The sequence below is a fragment of the Pseudomonas sp. P110(2024) genome (genome assembly GCF_057480795.1).
Window position 1 is genome coordinate 1 of record NZ_JBLIYT010000018.1, and the last position, 21,721, is coordinate 21,721.

At 66.5% G+C, this 21,721-nt stretch carries 16 protein-coding genes; 8 read left to right on the forward strand and 8 right to left on the reverse strand.

Annotated elements, in window-relative coordinates; genetic code table 11:
* Positions 1-196 precede the first annotated feature (196 nt).
* The 6 genes from recC to yfiB all read left to right on the forward strand — a co-directional run bounded on the left by recC (position 197) and on the right by yfiB (position 11,833).
* Positions 197-3,676, forward strand: coding sequence for an exodeoxyribonuclease V subunit gamma (recC, locus tag AC25ND_RS23995; protein WP_062362154.1), 3,480 nt, complete (start codon positions 197-199; stop codon positions 3,674-3,676).
* Entirely contained in the window at positions 3,673-7,344 is a 3,672-nt protein-coding gene (recB, locus tag AC25ND_RS24000) for an exodeoxyribonuclease V subunit beta (RefSeq protein ID WP_186597646.1), read from the forward strand. Before recC ends, recB begins: the two co-directional genes overlap by 4 nt.
* Complete coding sequence (recD, locus tag AC25ND_RS24005) at positions 7,341-9,416, forward strand: exodeoxyribonuclease V subunit alpha (protein WP_186597648.1); 2,076 nt, start codon at positions 7,341-7,343, stop codon at positions 9,414-9,416. The genes recB and recD overlap by 4 nt, the downstream gene beginning before the upstream one ends.
* A gap of 69 nt (positions 9,417-9,485) precedes the next feature.
* Entirely contained in the window at positions 9,486-10,061 is a 576-nt protein-coding gene (yfiR, locus tag AC25ND_RS24010; RefSeq protein WP_028691308.1) for a regulatory sequestration protein YfiR, read from the forward strand.
* Positions 10,058-11,329, forward strand: a complete 1,272-nt coding sequence (dgcN, locus tag AC25ND_RS24015) for a diguanylate cyclase DgcN/YfiN (RefSeq protein ID WP_028691309.1) — start codon at positions 10,058-10,060, stop codon at positions 11,327-11,329. Before yfiR ends, dgcN begins: the two co-directional genes overlap by 4 nt.
* A 3-nt stretch (positions 11,330-11,332) precedes the next feature.
* A complete protein-coding gene (yfiB, locus tag AC25ND_RS24020; RefSeq protein ID WP_028691310.1) occupies positions 11,333-11,833 on the forward strand; it encodes an outer membrane lipoprotein YfiB in 501 nt (166 codons plus the stop codon).
* Between the two features lie 38 nt (positions 11,834-11,871).
* Here the strand turns inward: yfiB and AC25ND_RS24025 are convergent, their stop codons facing one another.
* Positions 11,872-12,822, reverse strand: coding sequence for a LysR family transcriptional regulator (locus AC25ND_RS24025; RefSeq protein WP_028691311.1), 951 nt, complete (start codon positions 12,820-12,822; stop codon positions 11,872-11,874).
* Between the two features lie 131 nt (positions 12,823-12,953).
* On the opposite strand from AC25ND_RS24025, the gene AC25ND_RS24030 reads away from it, so the two are divergent.
* Complete coding sequence (locus tag AC25ND_RS24030) at positions 12,954-14,480, forward strand: CoA-acylating methylmalonate-semialdehyde dehydrogenase (protein WP_028691312.1); 1,527 nt, start codon at positions 12,954-12,956, stop codon at positions 14,478-14,480.
* A 10-nt stretch (positions 14,481-14,490) separates the two neighbouring features.
* Positions 14,491-15,381: a 3-hydroxyisobutyrate dehydrogenase gene (mmsB, locus tag AC25ND_RS24035; RefSeq protein ID WP_028691313.1), complete on the forward strand. Its 891-nt coding sequence runs from the start codon at positions 14,491-14,493 to the stop codon at positions 15,379-15,381.
* A gap of 116 nt (positions 15,382-15,497) precedes the next feature.
* Here mmsB and AC25ND_RS24040 read toward each other — a convergent pair whose 3' ends face one another.
* From AC25ND_RS24040 to AC25ND_RS24070, 7 genes are all read right to left on the reverse strand, one after another.
* Positions 15,498-15,842 carry a cupin domain-containing protein gene (locus tag AC25ND_RS24040; protein WP_023631693.1) on the reverse strand — a complete coding sequence of 115 codons (345 nt, stop codon included), beginning with the start codon at positions 15,840-15,842 and terminating at the stop codon, positions 15,498-15,500.
* 140 nt (positions 15,843-15,982) lie between these two features.
* A complete protein-coding gene (locus tag AC25ND_RS24045) occupies positions 15,983-16,915 on the reverse strand; it encodes a phosphatidate cytidylyltransferase (protein WP_023631694.1) in 933 nt (310 codons plus the stop codon).
* A 1-nt stretch (position 16,916) separates the two neighbouring features.
* Positions 16,917-17,540 carry a lysophospholipid acyltransferase family protein gene (locus AC25ND_RS24050; protein WP_062362143.1) on the reverse strand — a complete coding sequence of 208 codons (624 nt, stop codon included), beginning with the start codon at positions 17,538-17,540 and terminating at the stop codon, positions 16,917-16,919.
* Positions 17,541-17,550: 10 nt separating this feature from the next.
* Entirely contained in the window at positions 17,551-17,970 is a 420-nt protein-coding gene (locus AC25ND_RS24055) for a hypothetical protein (protein WP_028691316.1), read from the reverse strand.
* The gene (locus AC25ND_RS24060) at positions 17,967-19,286 is read right to left on the reverse strand and encodes a phosphatase PAP2/dual specificity phosphatase family protein (protein ID WP_186597650.1); all 1,320 of its coding nucleotides are present in this window, start codon (positions 19,284-19,286) and stop codon (positions 17,967-17,969) included. Before AC25ND_RS24060 ends, AC25ND_RS24055 begins: the two co-directional genes overlap by 4 nt.
* Positions 19,286-21,040 carry a bifunctional alpha/beta hydrolase/class I SAM-dependent methyltransferase gene (locus AC25ND_RS24065; RefSeq protein WP_062362133.1) on the reverse strand — a complete coding sequence of 585 codons (1,755 nt, stop codon included), beginning with the start codon at positions 21,038-21,040 and terminating at the stop codon, positions 19,286-19,288. The genes AC25ND_RS24060 and AC25ND_RS24065 overlap by 1 nt, the downstream gene beginning before the upstream one ends.
* Positions 21,041-21,070: 30 nt before the next feature.
* Positions 21,071-21,676: a CDP-alcohol phosphatidyltransferase family protein gene (locus tag AC25ND_RS24070; protein ID WP_028691319.1), complete on the reverse strand. Its 606-nt coding sequence runs from the start codon at positions 21,674-21,676 to the stop codon at positions 21,071-21,073.
* Positions 21,677-21,721: the final 45 nt, after the last annotated feature.

Here is a 21,721-nt window from a genome sequence, read left to right on the forward strand (position 1 = left end):
GGTAGTGTGGGGCTTCCCCATGTGAGAGTAGGTCATCGTCAAGATTCATTTCGCAAAACCCCTATCTGCGCGAGCAGGTAGGGGTTTTGTCTTTTCCGCTTGCCCAAAAGCCAATGCCGTTCCGACAGGGGGAACGCGTCGGCTGCCTCCGTGATAAGGTTTCTCCTCTGCATCAACCGCTCCCCGAGACCAGCCAATGCCCCAGACCACCTCACTTCACCCAGGCTTCATGATCGTTCAGGGCAACCGCCTGGACGACCTGCGCAATCTGGTGGTGAGCGTGATGCGCCGTTACCCCCTGGCGCCGCTGGAAAACGAAATCGCCCTGGTGCAGAGCAACGGTATCGCCCAATGGCTGAAACTGGCCTTGGCCGAGGACCCACAGGACGACGATCAGGGCGGTTGCGGGATCGCAGCCGCCATCGATGTGCAGCTTCCGGGTAGCTTCATGTGGCAGCTGTACCGTCGCGTGCTGGGGCGCGACGAAATCCCCGAGGTGTCACTGCTGGACAAGGCGCCCCTGACCTGGCGCCTGATGCGCCTGCTCCCGGAAGTGATCGAACGCCCGCACTTCGAGCCCCTGCGCCGCTTCCTTACCGATGACAGCGACCTGCGCAAGCGCTATCAGTTGGCCGAGCGCCTTGCCGACCTCTTCGACCAGTACCAGGTCTACCGTGCCGACTGGCTGAAGGACTGGGCAAGTGGTGCCCATGTGCTCAACACCGCACGGGGTGAGCGCAAGCCGCTGGCCGCCGGCAATCGCTGGCAGGCCGAGCTGTGGCGGATTCTGCTGGAAGACGTGGGCGAGGCGGGCATGGCCCAGAGCCGGGCCGGGGTGCATCAACGTTTCATCGAGCGGATCAACGGCCTGGAACAGGCCCCCGCCGGGCTGCCGGCGCGGCTGATCGTGTTCGGCATTTCGTCGCTGCCTGCCCAGATCCTCGAGGCTTTGGCAGGTCTTGCCCGCTTCAGCCAGGTGTTGCTGTGCGTGCACAACCCCTGCCGCCACCACTGGGGCGATATCGTCGCCGACAAGGACCTGCTGCGACACCAGTACAAGCGCCAGCAACGCAAGCAGGGCATGCCCCTGCAATTGGACGACGAGCTGCTGCACCAACATGCACACCCGTTGTTGGCCGCCTGGGGCAAGCAGGGGCGCGACTACATCAACCTGCTCGACAGCTACGACGATCCCGGCAGTTACCAGGGCGTGTTCAGCGACGGACGCATCGACCTGTTCAGTGAAGGTGAACCGAAGACCCTTCTCAACCAGCTGCAGGACGATATCCTCGAGTTGCGCCCCCTGGCCGAGACCCGCGAGCAGTGGCCGGCGGTCGACCCGGCCAAGGACCGCTCCGTACGTTTCCACCTGGCCCACAGTCCGCAGCGCGAAGTGGAAATCCTGCACGATCAGTTGCTGGCCCGCTTCAGTGCCGACCCCACGCTGCGGCCTCGCGACGTCATTGTCATGCTGCCGGCTATCGACACCTACGCACCGCATATCCGTGCCGTATTCGGCCAGCTCGACCGCAACGATCCGCGTTACATCCCGTTCACCCTGACCGACCAGGGCCAGCGTGGCCGCGACCCACTGCTGATCGCCCTGGAGCATCTGCTCAAGCTGCCCGACAGCCGTTTCGCCGTCAGCGAAGTGCTCGACCTGCTGGACGTGCCGGCAGTGCGCGCCCGCTTCGCCATTCAGGAAAGCGACCTTCCAACCCTGCACCGCTGGATCGAAGGCGCCGGTATCCGTTGGGGGTTGAGCGCCGAGCAACGCGCCAGCCTTGGCCTGCCCGAGGGTCTTGAGCAGAACAGTTGGCGCTTCGGCCTGCGGCGCATGCTGTTGGGGTACGCAGTCGGCGTGGGCGAAGGCTGTGACGGTATCGAGCCGTACGATGAGATCGGCGGCCTCGACGCCGCGCTGATCGGCCCGTTGGTGGCGTTGCTCGATGCTCTGGACATTGCCTGCCAGGCGCTCTCACAGCCGGCCTCGGCGACGGATTGGGGGGCACGACTGCATGCGTTGCTGCAGATCTTCTTCCTGGCCGAAAACGAGCATGACGAACTGCTCCTGGTACAGCTACAGGACCTGCGCGACACCTGGCTGGAAACCTGCGACGCGGTCGGCCTGCACGATTTGCTGCCACTGACCGTGGTGCGCGAAGCCTGGCTGTCCGGGCTGGACCAGGGCAAGTTGTCCCAGCGCTTCCTGGCCGGCTCGGTGAACTTCTGCACGCTGATGCCCATGCGCGCCATCCCGTTCAGGGTGGTCTGCCTGCTGGGCATGAACGACGGTGACTACCCGCGTGCCCAGCCGCCCCTCGACTTCGACCTGATGGCCAGCGACTACCGACCAGGGGACCGTTCGCGTCGGGAGGATGACCGTTATCTGTTGCTCGAGGCCTTGCTCTCTGCACGTGACCAGCTTTATGTCAGCTGGGTCGGGCACAGCATCCGCGACAACAGCGAGCGACCGTCCTCGGTGCTGATCGGGCAGTTGCGCGATCACCTGGCCGCCGGCTGGCAGCTCGCCGGCGCCAAGACCGGCCAACGCGACGACCCTGGGCAGCAGCTGTTGCATGCCCTGACCCAGGAGCACCCATTGCAGCCGTTCAGCCAGCGCTACTTCCAGAAGGGCAGCCCGTTGTTCAGCTTCGCCCATGAATGGTTGGCGTTGCACCAGGCCGAGGACGAAGCGCAGGTGCCTGTCGCACTGTCGCCCTACACCAGCGATGAGCCGCTCAACCTGGTGCAGCTTCAGGACTTCCTGCGCCATCCGGTCCGGCATTTCTTCAGCCAGCGCCTGAAAGTGTTCTTCGAGGCCCTGGAGGCACCGACCCCGGACGAAGAACCCTTCGTGCTGGACGCTCTGCAACGCTATGGCCTGAGCGAAAGCCTGCTCGGCGCCGCGCTGGCCGATCCGGACAACGCCGAGCAGGCGTTGCAGGGCCAGGCCCGACGTCTCCAGGCCTGCGGGATGTTGCCGCTGGCAGGCTTCGGCGAAGCCTTGCAGGCCGAGTTGATTCAGCCGCTGCCGGACTTGCTGCAACGCCATCGGCAACTGCTGCAGCGCTGGCCAACCCGGGTCGAGGGCGCCATGCCGATCCATTTCGAACAGGGGCCGCTGCGCTTGGAGGGCTGGCTTGGCCAGGTGTACCAGGCCGAGGACCAGAGCCTGTTGAGCATCGCCACCGTGCCCAATACCCTCAGTGCTGGACGCAACAGCCTGAAGTGGCACCGGCTGGTGCCGACCTGGGTGATGCACCTTGCTGCCTGTGCTTCTGGCTACCCGTTGCACAGCGCGCTGGTGGCCAGTGACCTGACCCTGTTGTTGGCCCCGTTGCCTCAGGGCGAGGCGGCAGAGCGCCTGGGCGAACTGCTGGTGGCACGCCAGGCGGGTATGAACGCGCCCTTGCCGGTGGCGGCCAAGACCGCCTTCGCCTGGCTGGCCCAGGAGGACCCGGACAAGGCGACGGCCGCCGCGATCCGCGCCTATGAGGGTGACGGCCAGAACAACTTCGGCGAGCGCAGCGAAAGCCTGGCCCTGGCCCGCCAGTATCGTGACTTCGCCGCGCTGGCCCTCGACGAAACCTTCGAAGGCTGGTGCGAAGCCTTGTATCGCCCCTTGTTCGCAGCGCCCTGGCAGACCCTGGGTAACCCGGAGAACGCCCAATGACCCAAGCCCGCCCCCTGGCGCTGAGTTTCCCCCTGCACGGCAGCCAGCTGATCGAAGCCAGCGCCGGCACCGGCAAGACGTTCACCATATCGGCCTTGTACCTGCGTCTGATACTCGGCCATGGCGGCGAGCAGGGTTTCAGCCGCGAGCTGCTGCCACCGCAGATCCTCGTGGTGACCTTCACCGACGCGGCCACCAAGGAGCTGCGCGAGCGTATTCGCGCGCGCCTGGCCGAGGCGGCGCGTTTCTTCCGCGGCGAGCTGGACGGTGCCGACCCGCTGCTGCATCTGCTGCGCGACGATTACCCACAGGAGCAATGGCCACGCTGCGCCAGCCGCCTTGAGATCGCCGTGCAGTGGATGGACGAGGCCGCTGTCTCGACCATCCACGGCTGGTGCCAGCGCATGCTGCGCGAGCACGCCTTCGACAGTGGCAGCCTGTTCACCCAGAGCCTGGAGACCGATCACAGCGAACTGCTGGGCCAGGTCATGCGCGACTACTGGCGGCGCTTCTGCTACGGCATGCGCGGCGAGTCACTGGCCTGGGTGCGTGGCAACTGGGGCAGCCCCGATGCCTTGTTGCCGAGGATCAGACCGCTGTTTGGCCGTGTCCGTGGCCAGGAGGACGAGCAAGACCCGCAGTCGTTGATCGAGGCGACCCTGCGCCAGCGCACCGAGCAATTGGCCCAACTCAAGGCGCCTTGGGGCGCCTGGGCCGACGAGCTGCAGCAGATCTGCCGCGATGCCGTGGCGGCCAAGCAGGCCGACGGGCGCAAGTTGCAGGCACGCTATTTCGAGCCCTGGTTCGACAAGCTGCGGGCCTGGGCCGGTGATGAGCAGGCCATGGAACTGGACCTGGGCACCGGCTTCACCCGTCTGACGCCCGCTGGCCTGGCCGAGGCCTGGAAGTCCGGCGAGCCGCCGCAACACCCGGCGCTGCGGGCCATGGAGTCCTTGCGCGAGCAGTTGCAGGGGCTGGCCAGCCCCGACGCACGGTTGCTGGAGCATGCCGCCGCCTGGGTATCGGCGCGCTTCGAGGTGGAGAAACGTCGCCGCGCCGAAATGGGCTTCGACGACATGTTGCTGCGCCTGGAACATGCCCTGGGCAGCGACTCCGGTCAGCGCCTGGCCGCGTTGATCCGTGAGCAGTTCCCGGTCGCGTTGATCGACGAGTTCCAGGACACCGACCCCGTCCAGTACGGGATCTTCGAGCGCATCTACCGCATCACCGAGAACAACCCGGACACCGGCTTGTTCATGATCGGCGACCCCAAGCAGGCGATCTATGCCTTCCGTGGCGCCGACATCTTCACCTACCTGGCCGCGCGCCGTGCCACCGCCGGGCGCCTGCACAGCCTGGACACCAACTACCGCTCCAGCCAGGCCATGGTCGCGGCGGTCAACCGTGTGTTCCTGCAGGCCGAGGAACGCGCCGAGGGCCGTGGCGCCTTCCTGTTCCGTGCCCAGGGCGACAACCCGCTGCCCTTCGTCGAAGTGCGCGCCAAGGGTCGTGGCGAGCAACTGCTGATCGCCGGGCAGCCCAGCGCGGCCCTGCATTGCTGGCAGCTGGAGAGCGACGAGCCGGTGTCCAGTACAACGTATCGCCAGCAACTGGCGGCCAGTTGCGCCAGCCATATCGTCGAGCTGCTCGAAGGTGGTCAGCAAGGCGTCAGCGGTTTCGCCGATGCCGCCGGCAAGCTGCGACCCTGCTTGCCTTCCGATATCGCCATCCTGGTGCGCGACGGTCGCGAGGCCCAGCTGGTCCGCGCCGAGTTGGCGGCTCGCGATGTGCGCAGCGTATACCTGTCGGACAAGGATTCGGTGTTCGCCGCCCAGGAGGCCCATGACCTGCTGGCCTGGCTCAAGGCCTGCGCCGAGCCAGACTCGGAGCGCATGCTCAAGGCCGCTCTGGCCAGCCTGACCCTCGACCTGCCGCTTATCGAACTGGAGCGCCTGAACCAGGATGAGCGGGTCTGGGAAAACTGGGTTATGCGTTTTCGCCGCTACCGCGACATCTGGCAACGCCAGGGCGTGCTGCCGATGCTGCGGCGCCTGCTGCACGACTTCCAGCTGCCGCGGGCGCTGATGGGCCGCAGCGACGGCGAGCGGGTGCTGACCAACCTGCTGCACCTGGCTGAACTGCTGCAGCAGGCCGCGGGTGAGCTGGATGGCGAGCAGGCGCTGATCCGTCATCTCACCGAGCACCTGGCCAACGCAGGGCAAGCCGGAGAAGAGCAGATCCTGCGCCTGGAAAGCGACGAGCAACTGGTCAAGGTGGTGACCATCCACAAGTCCAAGGGCCTGGAATACCCCTTGGTGTACCTGCCGTTCATCTGCACCAGCAAGCCGGTGGATGGCCAGCGCCTGCCCCTGGGCTGGCACGATGACCAGGGCGTGGCGCACCTGACCCTGACACCGGACGCCGCGCAGATCGAGCGCGCCGACGACGAACGCCTGGCCGAGGACCTGCGTCTGCTCTACGTCGCCCTGACCCGTGCCCAGCATGCCTGCTGGCTGGGCGTTGCCGACCTCAAGCGCGGCACCCAGCGCAGTTCGCAGTTGCATCGTTCGGCCTTGGGCTACCTGCTGGGTGGCGGCCTGTCGTTGGCGGCTTCCAGCCAGCTGGGCGAATGGCTCGCCACCCTGGCGGCCGGTAATCCGGCCATCACCCATGGTCCGCTGCCTGAGGTACAGGCCCTGTGCTACCGCACGCCGGACAGCCAGCGCGAGCTGCTGCCGCCGCGCAAGCCTCGTCGGGCCGCTGCGGAACACTGGTGGATCGCCTCGTACAGTGCCTTGCGGGTGGGCGACCAGACCCTGGTCGCCGACAGCTCCCAGGCCCAGCAATTGCTGGACGACGAGGTGCTGGACAGCCAGTCGCTGCGTGAGGTGCCGGCCGAGGCGGGCGATATCCACCGCTTCCCCCGTGGGCCGAATCCGGGCACTTTCCTCCACGGCCTGCTCGAATGGGCGGGGCGCGAAGGGTTCGCCGAGGTCGCCGCCCAAGGGCCGGTGATCGAACGCACCGTGGGCCAGCGCTGCAACCGACGCGACTGGACAGGCTGGATTCCCACGCTGACCCAATGGTTGCAGCAACTGCTGGTCCAGCCCATGCCGTTGCAAGGGGCCACCTTGACCCTCGCAGGCCTCGAGCGCTACCAGGTCGAAATGGAGTTCTGGTTCGCCAGCCATCAGGTCGACGCGGTGCGCCTTGACCATCTGGTGGCGCGCCACACCCACGTTGGAATGACGCGGGCGGCCGCCCAGCCGACCGTGCTCAACGGCATGTTCAAGGGCTTCATCGACCTGGCCTTCGAACTCGACGGGCGCTACTACGTGGCCGACTACAAGTCCAACTGGCTCGGCCCCGACGCCGAGGCCTACGGCGCCCTGGCCATGGAGCAGGCAATCCTCGAGCACCGTTACGACCTGCAGTACGTGCTCTACCTGCTGGCCCTGCATCGCCAGCTGCGCGCGCGCCTGCCCGACTACGACTACGACCGGCATGTCGGCGGTGCCGTTTTCATCTTCCTGCGTGGGGTCACCTCGGCCGGCCACGGGCTGTATCATGCGCGGCCTCCCCGGGCGCTGATCGAACAGCTCGACGCGATGTTCCGGGGGGAGCAAGAACCCGCCCAACAGGACCTGTTTGCCGGAGCCACGCCATGAGCCGCAACCTCGACGACCTGCTGCCCACGCCCTTGCAGGCCGAGCACCTGAGCGCCCTGGCGCCGCTGCGCCACAGCCAGGACTTGCTGGCATTGCTCGATCGCTGGGTCGAGCGCGGCTGGCTGCGGGCTTTGGACCGAGCTTTCGTGAGTTTCCTCGAGGAGCGGGCGCCGGGCAGCGATCCGCTGGTGCTGCTGGCCGCCGCCTTGGCCAGCCACCAGCTGGGTCATGGCCATGTCTGCCTCGACCTGCAACAGACCCTCGCCGAGCCGGACTTCGCCCTGTCCCTGCCACCGGAAGGCGATGCCCTGGCCGGGCCGTTGCTGCTGCCTTCGCAGCTGCTGGCCAGCCTCGAGCTGGGCACTTGGTTGCAACGGATCGCCGAGAGTCCCCTGGTTGCCGCAGGCGATACCGTCGAGCAGCGTGCCAGGCCACTGGTGGTCAGCGGCGAGCGCCTGTACCTGCGCCGCTACTGGACCTACGAGCGGCGCATCGACAATGCCCTGCATGAGCGCCTGGCGCGCCATCAGCCTCAGCCGGCCGACCTGGCACTACGTCTGTCGCAACTGTTCGAAGGTGGCTCGAGCGCAGGCGAGGTGGATTGGCAGAAACTGGCCTGCGCCCTGGCCACTCGTGCCGGCTTCAGTGTCATCACCGGCGGCCCCGGGACCGGCAAGACCACCACCGTGGTACGCCTGCTGGCGCTGTTGCAGGGGCCTGCGGTCGAGCAAGGCCGGCCGCTGCGCATCCGCCTGGCGGCGCCGACCGGCAAGGCCGCGGCGCGCCTCACCGAGTCCATCGGCCAGCAGGTGGAGCGCTTGCAGGTGGATGGCGCGGTGCGGGCGCAGATCCCCACCGAGGTCAGCACCGTGCACCGCCTGCTGGGCAGCCGCCCGGGTTCGCGGCACTTCCGCCATCATGCCGGCAACCCGTTGCCCCTGGATGTGCTGGTAGTCGACGAAGCCTCGATGATCGACCTGGAGATGATGGCCAACCTGCTCGATGCCCTGCCGGCCAATGCGCGGCTGGTGCTGCTGGGCGACAAGGACCAGCTCGCTTCGGTGGAGGCCGGAGCGGTGCTTGGCGACCTGTGCCGCGACGCCGAGGATGGCGGCTACTGGCCGCAGACCCTGGCCTGGCTGGAGCAGGTGGGCGGACAGTCGCTCGCCGACATCGGCCTGAGGCCGGGCGACGGCCAGCGCAATCCGTTGGCCCAGCAGATCGTGATGCTGCGCCACTCGCGGCGTTTCGGCGAAGGCAGCGGCATCGGCCAGTTGGCGCGCCTGGTCAATCGCCAGCAAGCCCTGGAGGCGCGAGCGCTGCTGGCGACCCGACCGGCGGATGTCCATTGCCTGACCCTGGGTGGCGAGCACGACAAACGCTTCGACCGCCTGCTGCTCGATGGCCTCAACCAAGGCCCCGAGGGGCCACAAGGGTATCGCGGCTACCTGCGAACCATCGGACGCCTGCGCCCGCCTCCAGGCGCGCCAGGCGACGATCCGCGCTGGGAGCGCTGGGCGGCCAAGGTGCTGCAGAGCTTCGAGGCGTTCCAGTTGCTCTGTGCCGTGCGCAAGGGCGCCTGGGGCGTCGAAGGCCTCAACGAGCGGGTCGCCCGGGTGCTGCACAACGCCGGGCTGATCGACAGCCAGCAACCCTGGTACGAGGGGCGTCCGGTACTGGTCACCCGCAACGACTATGGCCTCGGCCTGATGAACGGCGATATCGGCATCGCCCTGCGCCTGCCGGACGAGCAGGGCGAGGCGCTGCTGCGCGTGGCTTTTCCGCGCAACGATGGCAGCGGTGGGGTGCGTTTCGTACTGCCCAGCCGTCTCAGCGAGGTGGAAACGGTGTTCGCCATGACCGTGCACAAGTCCCAGGGCTCGGAATTCAGCCATACCGCGCTGGTGCTGCCCGACGCGCTGAACCCGGTGCTGACCAAGGAGCTGGTGTACACCGGCATCACCCGCGCCAAGCATTGCTTCAGCCTCATCGAGCCGCGCGCCGGGGTGTTCGAGGAGGCGGTGGGGCGCAAGGTCCGGCGGGTCTCGGGGTTGATGCTGGAGCAAGTCTGACTCTGGAGTTTGCCGCCGATATGCTATCGTTGCGGCATTATCCGCAAACATTTTGTGAGATTTCCCCCCATGACAGTGGCTGTCTCGGCCCTGGGACGCGTGAAGGGCTGTGCGCTCTCGTTGCTGATGGCCATGCTGTTGTCGAACGGCGCGCCCGCCTGGGCGGACAATGCCGTATCGCAGGCGCAGGTGAAGCTACGAGCCAAGGCCGTGACCCAGGTCGTGCTGGGCATCCTCAGCTACGCCCGCTGGCCTGCCGACCCCAATCCCTTGCGCCTGTGCCTGGTCGGCCCGACCGAATACGCCGACGACCTGATCAAGGGCAACCTGCAGCAGTCCGGGCAACCCCTGCAGGTGCGCCGCCTGCTCGCTGACGATCCGAGCGTGGCCAGTGCCTGCGACGCCATCTACCTCGGCAAGCTCGACAAACAGCAACGTGAGCGATTGTTCCAGCGGATCAACGGCCACCCGGTGCTGAGCATCAGCGAGGCCGACGATCCGTGCACGGTGGGTAGCCTGTTCTGCCTGCGGGTCGGCGATCAGCAGGTGGCGTTCGACGTCAACCTCGACTCAGTGGCACGCAGTGGCGTGCGCATTCACCCTAGCGTGCTGCAATTGTCGCGACGGCGGGCGGGGCAGCCATGAAACGTTCAGCCAGGCGCTTCAGCCGGCCGACCCTGCGCGCCGTGCTCGGGCGGGGACACCTGAGCGTGGCCTTGCTGGCCGCGGGCCTGGCCGGGGTGCTGGTGACCCTGCTTGGGGTGGCGGCGCTGCGCGTCTATGCCAACCACAACCTGCACCTGATCGCCCGCTCCATCAACTACACCGTCGAGGCCGCCGTGGTCTTCGACGACAGTGCCGCGGCCAACGAGGCCCTGGCGCTGATCGCGTCCACCGAAGAAGTGGCCGACGCCAAGGTGTACGACAACGATGGCGACCTGCTCGCCCACTGGCAACGCGACGAGCAGGGGGTAATGGCGCAGTTGCAGTCCCAGGTGGCGCGCAGCCTGCTGGAGGAACCGATCAACATGCCGGTGCAGCACATGGGCCAGCGGGTCGGCCATATCGAGCTGACCGGGCAGGGTGGCAGCCTGGTGCGCTTCCTGCTCAGCGGGCTGGTGGGCATCCTGGTGTGCACGGTGCTCAGCGCGGTGCTGGCGCTGTACCTGTCGCGACGTCTGTTCGGCGATATCATCCGCCCCTTGCGTAACCTGGCCAGCGTTGCCCACGCCGCGCGGCGCGAGCGCAGTTTCGACCGGCGGGTGCCGCAGACCCAGATCGCCGAGCTCAACGAGCTGGGCAATGACTTCAATGCCCTGCTCGATGAACTGGAGGTCTGGCAGAGCCATTTGCAGAGCGAGAACGAAAGCCTCGCCCACCAGGCCAGCCATGACAGCCTCACCGGCCTGCCCAACCGCGCGTTCTTCGAAGGGCGGCTGAGCCGCAGCCTGCGCAATGCCGCACGTACCGAAGACCATCTGGCGCTGTTGTTCCTCGACAGCGACCACTTCAAGCAGATCAACGACAGCCTCGGCCATGCGGTGGGGGACGAAGTGCTGATCAGCGTGGCCAGCCGCGTGCGTGCGCAACTGCGCGAGCATGACCTGGTGGCGCGCCTGGGCGGCGACGAGTTTGCCGTGCTGCTGACCCCGCTGCACTCGCGCGAGGATGCCCAGCGCATCGCCGAGAAGATTGTCGCCAGCATGAAGCTGCCGGTGCAGCTTGAGGATGGCACCAGCCTGACCACCTCGCTGAGCGTCGGTATCGCCTATTACCCGGACGATGGCCGTGACCCGGCCAGTCTGCTCAATGCCGCCGATGCGGCGATGTACCAGGCCAAGCGCAATCGCCGTGGCCATTGGCAAGTGGCGCAGACGGAACGCTGCGCCACTGATGCAAAGAACAGGAGCTGAACCGTGACCAAGCGTTTTTCCGTGCTGCGTTTCCCGTTAATCACCCTGCTGCTGGCGCTACTGGCTCTGGCCGGCTGCCAGAGCGTACCGCCCAAGGGACTGACCCCTGAGCAGGTCGCCGTGCTCAAGCGCGAGGGCTTCGCCCCGACCGACGAGGGTTGGGCGTTCGACCTGTCCGGCAAGGTGCTGTTCGGCAGTGACCTGGACAGCCTCAACAGCGCCAGCGAGTCGATCGTCGAGCGTATCGGCAAGGCGCTGCTGTCGGTGGATATCCAGCGTGTGCGCATCGATGGCCATGCCGACGCCTCGGGCAAGGCCGCCTACAACCAGCAGCTCTCCGAACGCCGTGCCCAGAGCGTGGCCAAGGCGTTGATCGGCATCGGCATGCAGCCGCAGAACATCCAGACCCGCGGCATGGGCAGCAGCCAGCCGGTGGCGGACAACCGCACCGCGGCTGGGCGCATGGAGAATCGGCGGGTGTCGATCGTGGTGGCGTCGGACTGAGTGCTGCATGCCATCCATCGCGGGGCAAGCCCTCAAGTTCAACCCTGGGCGAATTTCATCTCGCGGGTTTCGCCCATCAGCAACGGCGCATTGGCCTCGGTCACCTCGCGAATGTAATCCCATAGCAGGGTGATCCGCTTGAGCTTGCGCAGATCCTCCCGGCAGTACATCCAGAACTGCCGCGTCACCTCGATCTCCTCCGGTAGCAGCGTCACCAGTCGCGGATCCTGCGCCGCCAGGAAGCACGGCAGGATCGCCAGCCCGCGTCCCTGCAAGGCCGCCGTGTACTGGGCGATCACGCTGGTGCTGCGCAGGTGCGCGTTGGCGTTGGGGATCAGGTTGGCCAGGTACAGCAGCTCCGAGCTGAACGCCAGGTCGTCCACGTAGCTGATGAACGGATGGCGGCCCAGGTCGGCGATCTCGCGGATCGGCTCGTGGTTGTCCAGATAGTCCTGGGTCGCATACAGGCGCAGGCGGTAATCGCACAGCTTGCAGCACACATAAGGCCCATGTTCCGGACGTTCCAGGGCGATGACGATATCGGCCTCGCGTTTGGACAGGCTGATGAAGTGCGGCAGCGGCAGGATATCCACCGAGATCGCCGGCCAGGCATCGACGAAGTGGCTCAGTTGCGCAGTGACGAAGAAGCTGCCGAAGCCTTCGGTGCAGCCCATGCGCACATGCCCCGACAATGCCACGCCCGACCCCGAGACCTGCTCGCAGGCCATGTGCAGGGTGCTCTCGATCGACTCGGCATAGCCCAGCAGGCGCTGGCCCTCGGCGGTGAGCACGAAACCGTTGGTCCGTGATTTTTCGAACAGCAAAGTGCCCAGCGCCCCTTCCAGTGAACCGATGCGCCGCGACACCGTGGTGTAGTCCACGGCCAGGCGCTTGGCCGCACTGCTGGCCTTGCGGGTGCGCGCCACCTCAAGAAAGAACTTGAGGTCGTCCCAGTTCAGCGCGCTCAGGGAGGTGAGGTCTTTTTGCATGATGATCCGGTTTTTTTGTGCATTCTTGTTGGATGTTTGCACATCTATACTCGAACTCAGCCCCTGAGCGCCACCCCGTTCGCTGCGGCGTAGGCGTCCTCGTTCCGATAATAATTCCAAGGAGAGCGCAGATGAACGCACCCCAGACGCCCGACCAGACCAAGGTCGAGCAGGTCAAGCTGCTGATCGACGGCCAATGGGTCGAGTCCAAGACCACCGAATGGCGCGACATCGTCAATCCGGCGACCCAGCAAGTGCTGGCGCGGGTGCCGTTCGCCACCGTCGAGGAAGTCAACGCCGCCGTGGCCGCCGCCGAGCGCGCCTTCAAGACCTGGCGCGACACCCCGATCGGCGCGCGCATGCGCATCATGCTCAAGCTGCAGGCGCTGATCCGCGAACACAGCAAGCGCATCGCCGTGACCCTCAGCGCCGAACAGGGCAAGACCCTCGCCGACGCCGAGGGCGATATCTTCCGTGGCCTGGAGGTGGTCGAGCACGCCGCCTCCATCGGCACCCTGCAGATGGGCGAGTTCGCCGAGAACGTCGCCGGCGGTGTCGACACCTACACCCTGCGCCAGCCGATCGGCGTGTGCGCCGGCATCACCCCGTTCAACTTCCCGGCGATGATCCCGCTGTGGATGTTCCCGATGGCCATCGTCTGCGGCAACACCTTCGTGCTCAAGCCGTCCGAGCAGGACCCGCTGTCGACCATGATGCTGGTCGAGCTGGCGCTGGAAGCCGGCATCCCGGCCGGCGTGCTCAACGTGGTGCACGGCGGCAAGCAGGTGGTCGACACGATCTGCACCCACCAGGACATCAAGGCGATCTCGTTCGTTGGCTCGACCGAAGTCGGCACCCACGTCTACAACCTGGGCAGCCAGCACGGCAAGCGCGTGCAGTCGATGATGGGCGCCAAGAACCATGCCGTGGTGCTGCCCGACGCCAACCGCACCCAGACCATCAACGCCCTGGTCGGCGCCGCCTTCGGCGCGGCCGGCCAGCGCTGCATGGCCACCTCCGTGGCGGTGCTGGTGGGCAAGGCCCGCGAATGGCTGCCGGATATCAAGGAAGCGGCGAGCAAGCTCAAGGTCAACGCCGGCAACGAGCCGGGCACCGATGTCGGCCCGGTGGTTTCCAAGCGCGCCAAGGAGCGTGTGCTGGGCCTGATCGAAAGCGGCATCAAGGAAGGCGCCAAGCTCGAACTGGACGGCCGCGATGTGAAGGTGCCGGGCTACGAGCAGGGCAACTTCGTCGGCCCGACCCTGTTCTCCGGGGTGAAGACCGACATGCAGGTCTACACCCAGGAAATCTTCGGCCCGGTGCTGGTCACCCTGGAGGTCGACACCCTCGACGAGGCCATCGCCCTGGTCAACGCCAACCCGTTCGGCAACGGCACCGGCCTGTTCACCCAGAGCGGCGCGGCGGCGCGCAAGTTCCAGAGCGAGATCGATATCGGCCAGGTCGGCATCAACATCCCGATCCCGGTGCCGGTGCCGTTCTTCAGCTTCACCGGTTCCCGTGGCTCCAAGCTCGGCGACCTCGGCCCGTACGGCAAGCAGGTGGTGCAGTTCTACACTCAGACCAAGACCGTCACCGCCCGCTGGTTCGACGACGACAGTGTCAATGACGGTGTGAACACCACCATCAGCCTGCGCTAAGGAGAACGCCATGCGTATCGCTTTCATCGGCCTGGGCAACATGGGCGCGCCCATGGCCCGCAACCTGATCAAGGCCGGGCACCAACTGAACTTGTTCGACCTGAACAAGACCGTGCTGGCCGAACTCGCGGAGCTGGGTGGCCAGGTCAGCACGTCACCCAAGGACGCAGCCGCCAACAGCGAGCTTGTGATCACCATGCTGCCGGCCGCCGCCCATGTGCGCGGCGTGTACCTGGATGAAGAAACCGGCGTGCTGGCTGGCATCCGCCCCGGCACTCCGACCGTGGACTGCAGCACCATCGACCCGCAGACCGCCCGTGAGGTCTCCAAGGCTGCAGCGGCCAAGGGTATCGACATGGGCGATGCGCCGGTTTCCGGTGGTACCGGCGGCGCGGCGGCCGGCACCCTGACCTTCATGGTCGGCGCCAGCGCAGAGCTGTTCGCCACGCTCAAGCCGGTGCTGGAGCAGATGGGCCGCAATATCGTGCACTGCGGCGAGGTCGGTACCGGCCAGATCGCCAAAATCTGCAACAACCTGCTGCTGGGCATCTCGATGATCGGTGTGTCCGAGGCCATGGCCCTGGGCAATGCGCTGGGCATCGACACCAAGGTGTTGGCCGGCATCATCAACAGCTCCACCGGGCGTTGCTGGAGTTCGGATACCTACAACCCATGGCCGGGCATCATCGAGACCGCCCCGGCTTCGCGCGGCTACACCGGCGGCTTCGGTGCCGAGCTGATGCTCAAGGACCTGGGGCTGGCCACCGAGGCCGCGCGCCAGGCGCACCAGCCGGTGATCCTCGGCGCCGTGGCCCAGCAGCTGTACCAGGCCATGAGCCTGCGCGGCGAAGGCGGCAAGGATTTCTCGGCGATCGTCGAGGGGTACCGCAAGAAGGATTGACGAGCGAGTGGACTTGATCGCGGGCCGGGTGGCCCTTCCCCTTGTAACTGCGCACCTTGGGGAAGGGACATCGGGTTCGCGATTTTTTTTGCAAACTGTGTGAGCGTGGGAGCGGGTCAGGCGAAGACGAAGTACTTGCGCACCGTCTCGACCACTTCCCAGGTCCCCTTCATCCCCGGTTCGATCACGAACACATCACCTGCTTTGAGGTGTTTCGGCTCCTCGCCTTCCGGGGTGACGATGCAATAGCCATCGAGGAAATGGCAGTACTCCCACTTTTCATAGTTGACCTCGAACTTGCCCGGCGTGCAGATCCAGGTGCCCATGATCTTGCTGCCGTCGGCTGACAGGTAGGCATTGAGGTTGACGGTGTGCGGGTCGCCGCCGATGCGCTTCCACTTGGTTGCGTCGACCACCGGGGTCGGGCAGGTTTCGCGCAGGACGGTGATGAAATCGGACATGGCGTGGCTCCAGGCAACAAGTGAGATGACGCGTCACCATAGAGTCATCACCAGACGGGCAGTTGCCTGGGCTCGACGCCCAGCTGTCTGCCCGCGCAATGTCAGGGCTCGGGCCTTGCAGGTTGTGGACTGTCAGTGGCTCACGCCCACCAGTAACGCACGAAGTGGAAGAACACCGGCGCGGCGAAACACACCGAGTCCATGCGATCGAGCATGCCGCCGTGGCCTTCGATCATATGGCCCCAGTCCTTCACGCCGCGGTCGCGCTTGATCGCCGACATCACCAGCCCGCCGAAGAAGCCCATGGCATTGACAGTCAAGGCCATCAGCGCCGCCTGCCAGAAGGTGAACGGGGTGATCCAGCACAGCAGGGCGCCGACCAGGGTGGCCAGCGCCACACCGCCGGCCAGGCCTTCGACGGTCTTCGACGGCGACAGGTTCGGCGCCACCTTGCGCTTGCCGAACAGCTTGCCGCACACGTACTGCAGCACGTCGCTGATCTGCACCACCAGGATCAGCCAGGCGATCAGCAGCAGGTTGCGACCCTCGTAGCCGGGAATGTCCAGGGTCATCAACGCCGGCACCGACGACACGCAGTACACCGCGATCATCAGGCCCCACTGTACCTTGGAGGCGCGCTCGAGGAAGCGCGTGGTGTCGCCTCCGAAGCTGGCCAGGATCGGCAGCAACAGGAACAGGTACACCGGGATGAAGATACTGAACAGCCCGTACCAGTCCATGGCGATCAGCAGGTACTGCACCGGCAGCGCCACATAGAAAGCCGCCACCAGCGCCGGGTAGTCGCTGCGTCGGGTCGGGGTGAGGGTCATGAACTCGCGCAGGGCATAGAACGACACGCCGTAGAACAGCACGATCACGCCGTACTTGCCGAACAGGAAGGCGATGCCGATCACCAGCACCATCACCCACCAGGCGTTGATGCGCGCGTTGAGGTTGTCGATCACTGCGTGCGGCGCGGGGCCGGCGCGCCATTTGAGCAGGCGGCCAACCAGGCTGGCGAGCAGCAGCAGGGCGCCGATGCCGGCGAACAGCGACAGGGTGTTGTGATCCATCTCAGGCTTCCTTCGGGGCCAGGTTCAGCAGGGCCTGGCGGGCCCGCTCGAGAAAGGCGTGCTTGCCCTCGTCCGGTTGCAGGTGCAGCGGCTCGCCGAAGCTCAGGGTGCACAGCAGTGGCAGCGGTAGGGCGCGGCCCTTGGGCATGACCCGGTTGAGGTTGGCGATCCACACCGGCACCAGCTCGACCTGCGGGTTGGCCGAGGCCAGGTGGAACAGGCCGCTCTTGAATGGCAGCAACGGGTCGTCGGTCAGGTTGCGCGTGCCCTCCGGGAAGAAGATCAGCGAGTCGCCCTGGGCGAAGGCCTCGAGCACCGGTTGCAGCGGGTTGCCCTCGCTTGCGCCGTGCTGGCGGTCGATCAGCACGCCGTTGAACACCTGGCGGATCAGGAAGTCGCGGATGCCCGGCTTGCACCAGTAGTCGGCGCCCGCCACGGGGCGGGTGCGGCGGCGCAGCGGCTCGGGCAGCGCCGCCCACAGCAGCACGAAATCGCCATGGCTGCTGTGGTTGGCGAAGTACAGGCGCTGCACCGGTTGCGGCGTGCAGCCCAGCCACAGGGCGCGGGCGCCGGTGATCAGGCGGGCGGCGGAGGTGATGACGAAGGCAGTCAGGCTGGCGAGCATGGCATTGGTCTTATCCGGTGAAGGGGAGGATTAGCATTAATGCGACCTGCAGGGTCAGGCACAGGGCCTGGCGGCGCAGCAGGGCCAGGGCGGCCCGGCTGCGGGTCGGCCAGTCGCGCGGGTCGCTGGCTGCAGGCTTGAGGCGCAGGTCGAACAGGGCGTGGTCCAAGGCCTGGGTGTCGCCGGGCAGGTCGCTGCTGGCGCCGATGCGGGCGAACAGGTCGGCGTCCAGGGCGACGCGCAGGGCCCAATACTTGTGGGCCAGGCCGAGCAGCAGCAAGAGGCCGCAGAGCAGGTGCGGCAACGGCGCCAATGGTAGGCCGAGCAAAGGAGCCAGGGTGCAGGCCAGGGCCAGCAGGGTCAGGCCATCCGACAGGCGCTCCAGCTGGCGGCCACGGGCGAGCAGGCTGGCGACGAGGAGCAGCCTCATGGCTGGGCCTCCAAGTTATGCAATACCAGGCGATGGGCCGGGTGCAGGACCACACCGGGGCGCGCCTGGCGAATCAGCGCTTCGGCCTGGGAGGCACTGGTACAATGGCCGCTGAGCAGCAGCCAGGCGGCGACGGCGCTGGCGCTGCGCGAGTAGCCCAAGGCGCAGCAGACCAGCACCGGGCCTTGTTGATGATGGTGATCGATGGCCTTGGCGGCCTGTTGCAGGATTTCCCGGTCTGGGGCAATCAGGTCCAGGGTCGGCAGGCTCTGGTAGTCCTGCGGCGTTTCCAGCGTCGTCATCGCGGGGCAGGGCAGTTCCGCGCTCAGGTCGACAATCGCCGCGAACGCAGATGCTTCAGTGCGCCCCGGCACTCTGCCGAGATACACGCCATCGGCCACCTCATCCGCCTGCGGATGGCGCCAGGTCCAAAGCCGCGAATTGACCCAGGCGCACAGCAGATAGGGCGCCAGCAGCCAGGTGGCAGCCACGGACAGCCGCCCATCGGCGCCTTTCTGGAAACCTGCGGCGCCGAACAGGGCATAGTTCAGCGCCACCAGCAGCAATGACAGCGCCGGCCACAGTAACCACAACCCGCCACCACCCAGTTTCATCGCCAACAGCGTCAGCACGGCCGTCCCCAGGCCATAGCGCAGCGCCAGGCGCCAACGTTTCGGGTCCTGCGCCAGACGTGCCTGTCGCCAGGGCAACGGGCCGCTATGCGGCCACAGCCACAGGCACACAAACCCCGCCAGCGCGCCGGTCGGCACATCGATGAAATGATGCTGCCAGGTGGTCAGCACCGACAGGCCGATCAGCCCCATCCAGCCATGCACCACCCAGCGCCAGGCAGGATGCTGCGTATGTCGGGCAAACATCGTCCAGATGATCACCAGCAACGCGATGTGCAACGACGGTGCCTGGTTGTAGGGCTTGTCGAAACCCATCAGCACATCGAACAGCCAGCCGAACAGCCCCGACAGCTCGGGGCGCTCGAAGGTGAAACGCAGCGGCCAGAACAGGAAACTGGCCACGCAGATCAGTTGCGCCGTCAGCAGCGCCAGGGCATGGCGGTCCATCTCCGAACGCGAGCGCGGCAGCAGGAACGACAAACCGTACAGCAGGTCGATCGACCAGTACGGGATGATCGTCCAGGGCCACAGCGGCATCTGCCGTTCCCAGGCGAACACCAGGCTGCCAATGTCCTCGCGGCCAGCGGTGTAGGTATTGGCCATGCCATAGCTGAGAAAGAAGAACGGTCCGAGCAGCAACAGCCACAGGATGCCACGGCGGATCAGCCCGGTTTCACGGGCCATCAGCGCACCCGCTGTGCCAGGCTGACGCTGAAAATGCCCCACTCGTCGATGCGCTGGGTAATCTTGCGAAACCCTGCCGCCTCCACCAACTGGTCCATCTCCGCCTGGCTGCGCCGCCGCATCACCCAGGCCTGGCCGCCACGGTGGCTGGTCAGGGCACGGGCGATCATCTCCAGCTGCGGGTGCCAGGGCTGACCGGTGTAGACCAGGTAGCCACCGTCCTCGACCGCATCGGCGAGTCCCGCCAGCGAGTTGCCGACCAGCTGGTTACTGGGGAACAGTTCGTAGAGGCCTGAGACCACCGCCAGTGTCGGCTGCGGGGTGAGAGCGGCCAGGCTCGGGCGGTCGAAGGCATCGCCCTGGACGAAGCGGGCGATCTCGCCCAGGCCCTTCTCGGTTATCAAGGCATTGCCCTGTTCCACGTTCAGTTCGCTGTAGTCGCGCAGCAGGATCGAGTCGGGCAGTTGTTGCAGGCCTTGCAGCGCCTCGAGGATGTAGCGGCCATGTCCGGCGGCGATATCGACGATATGCACCGGGCGCTGCTGTTCGCGCAGGCGGGCGATGGCCAGGCGCAGCAGTTCCTCGACATTCAGCTTGCGCTGGCGGATGCCACGCCAGCCGATGGCATCCAGGTAGTTGCGGTCGATCAGCTCGCCCAGCTTGCCCTTGCCGGTCGGGGTGTTGCGGTAGACATAGTCGAGGGTCGAGCCCGAGTCGAAACCGGTGTCGAAGCCCAGCTTCACCCCCTCGGAAAGGCCTTTGCCCAAGCGCAGGCCGGCGCGGGTGGCACGCCAGTAGAGGTCGCGTGGTGAGTGGCGCGGCAACGGCGCGGCCAGGCTCTCGGCCTCGGCGCAGCTGGCGCCGCTCTTGTCGGCATCGAGCAGCGAGGGCTGCGCTTGCGGTGCGTCGAAACAGTGCGCGACGAAGCGCTCGATCCGCGCCAGGGCATGGGCGCGGTCGCGTTCGCCGAGGGTGTCGTGGAAGAAGCCGGGGAGGATGTGTTTTTCCTTGCGCGTACTGCCCAGGCGGTCGAAGAACTGCTCTTGCGGCTTGCGCTTGACCACCAGGTCGGCGCCGGAGATCAGCAGTTGCGTCGGCACCTGGATCGCCTGGGCATCGGCGACCACGCGGTCGGCGGCGTCGTACAGGCCCAGCAGCATGGTGACGGAGATGGGCCGGCTGATCAGCGGGTCGGCGACATAGGACATGACCCGTTCCGGGTCGTGGGTCAGCAGGCGCGGCTTGACGTAGCTGTTGACGAAGAAGTTGCCGCGCAGGGCCTTCATCAGCTTCAGCCCGGGGCGGGCGAAGGGTACGTAGAGCTTGACCTTGAAGGCCGGCGAGGCAAGCACCAGGCAACGTACCTTTGGCGCATAATCGTGGGCCCAGGTGGCGACCAGTACCGCGCCAACGCTCTGTGCCAGCACCACCATGTCGGCCTCGGCGATGCCGTGCTGTGCCTGGATGTGCTCGATGAAGGTCTGCACGTCGCGCACGCTGGTGGCAAAGCCCGGGCTGTCGCCGCGAGCCCCTGGCGACTGGCCATGGCCACGGGCGTCCCAGGCGAAGAAGTCGTAGCCGGGCATGTCCAGCTCATCGGCCAGGTGGGCCATGCGCCCGCCGTGTTCGTGGCCGCGATGGAACATCACCACGGCCCGGCGCGGTTGGTGTTCGTTGCGCGTGGCGGGCCAGTGGCGATAGTGCAGCTCGACGCCGTCATGAGTGCAGAAGTGCAGTGATTGCGCTTGGCGCATGGCGAATATCCTTGTCCGGCAGCGAGGGGCTCAGCGGGTTTCGGCCAGGCCGTGGCGAACCCGGTTGTAGAGGGTATAGAGCGAGAGCAGCAGGATGACCAGCAGCAGGCCGTTGATCCAGGCCGCGCCCAGCAGACCGAACGCCACGCCGGTACCCAGCACGCCGAAGGCGAAGGCCCGGTCGCTCTTGCCCATCGGCCCGTCGTAGCGGCGCGACGCGCCGGCCAGCGGGCCCATCACGCCGGCGTATTCGCTGATCACCGCGAACACCACCACCAGCACCACCAGTGTCGGCGAAACGCCTGGCAGCAGAGCGAAGGGCAGGTAGAGAGCAGTGTCGGCGATCACATCGCACAGTTCGTTGAGGTAGGCACCGAGTTTGGACTGCTGGCCAAACTCCCGGGCAAGCATGCCGTCGACTGCGTTCAGTGCCATGCGCAGCAGCATCCACACCGGGATCAGGAGGAACAGCCAGGTGACCTGGGGCAGCCAGGCCAGCAACAGGCCCAGCAGGACGGAAACGACGGCAGCGGTGACCGTCACCTGGTTGGCAGTGACGCCGCGGTCGAACAGGCGCTGGACGGCAGGGCGTAGGAACGCCTGGAAGCGGGGTTTGAGCTGATAGATCGATGGCACGTTGAATTCCCTGTCGTGGCGCGGCATGGACGCGATTGTGGGGAA

What these genes read in the sequence shown, in the direction of transcription:
- recC (WP_062362154.1), top strand. Translation starts at nt 197, where the DNA reads ATGCCCCAGACCACCTCACTTCACCCAGGCTTCATGATCGTTCAGGGC.
- recB (WP_186597646.1), top strand. Translation starts at nt 3,673, where the DNA reads ATGACCCAAGCCCGCCCCCTGGCGCTGAGTTTCCCCCTGCACGGCAGC.
- recD (WP_186597648.1), top strand. Translation starts at nt 7,341, where the DNA reads ATGAGCCGCAACCTCGACGACCTGCTGCCCACGCCCTTGCAGGCCGAG.
- yfiR (WP_028691308.1), top strand. Translation starts at nt 9,486, where the DNA reads ATGACAGTGGCTGTCTCGGCCCTGGGACGCGTGAAGGGCTGTGCGCTC.
- dgcN (WP_028691309.1), top strand. Translation starts at nt 10,058, where the DNA reads ATGAAACGTTCAGCCAGGCGCTTCAGCCGGCCGACCCTGCGCGCCGTG.
- AC25ND_RS24025 (WP_028691311.1), bottom strand. Translation starts at nt 12,822, where the DNA reads ATGCAAAAAGACCTCACCTCCCTGAGCGCGCTGAACTGGGACGACCTC.
- AC25ND_RS24030 (WP_028691312.1), top strand. Translation starts at nt 12,954, where the DNA reads ATGAACGCACCCCAGACGCCCGACCAGACCAAGGTCGAGCAGGTCAAG.
- mmsB (WP_028691313.1), top strand. Translation starts at nt 14,491, where the DNA reads ATGCGTATCGCTTTCATCGGCCTGGGCAACATGGGCGCGCCCATGGCC.
- AC25ND_RS24040 (WP_023631693.1), bottom strand. Translation starts at nt 15,842, where the DNA reads ATGTCCGATTTCATCACCGTCCTGCGCGAAACCTGCCCGACCCCGGTG.
- AC25ND_RS24045 (WP_023631694.1), bottom strand. Translation starts at nt 16,915, where the DNA reads ATGGATCACAACACCCTGTCGCTGTTCGCCGGCATCGGCGCCCTGCTG.
- AC25ND_RS24050 (WP_062362143.1), bottom strand. Translation starts at nt 17,540, where the DNA reads ATGCTCGCCAGCCTGACTGCCTTCGTCATCACCTCCGCCGCCCGCCTG.
- AC25ND_RS24055 (WP_028691316.1), bottom strand. Translation starts at nt 17,970, where the DNA reads ATGAGGCTGCTCCTCGTCGCCAGCCTGCTCGCCCGTGGCCGCCAGCTG.
- AC25ND_RS24060 (WP_186597650.1), bottom strand. Translation starts at nt 19,286, where the DNA reads ATGGCCCGTGAAACCGGGCTGATCCGCCGTGGCATCCTGTGGCTGTTG.
- AC25ND_RS24065 (WP_062362133.1), bottom strand. Translation starts at nt 21,040, where the DNA reads ATGCGCCAAGCGCAATCACTGCACTTCTGCACTCATGACGGCGTCGAG.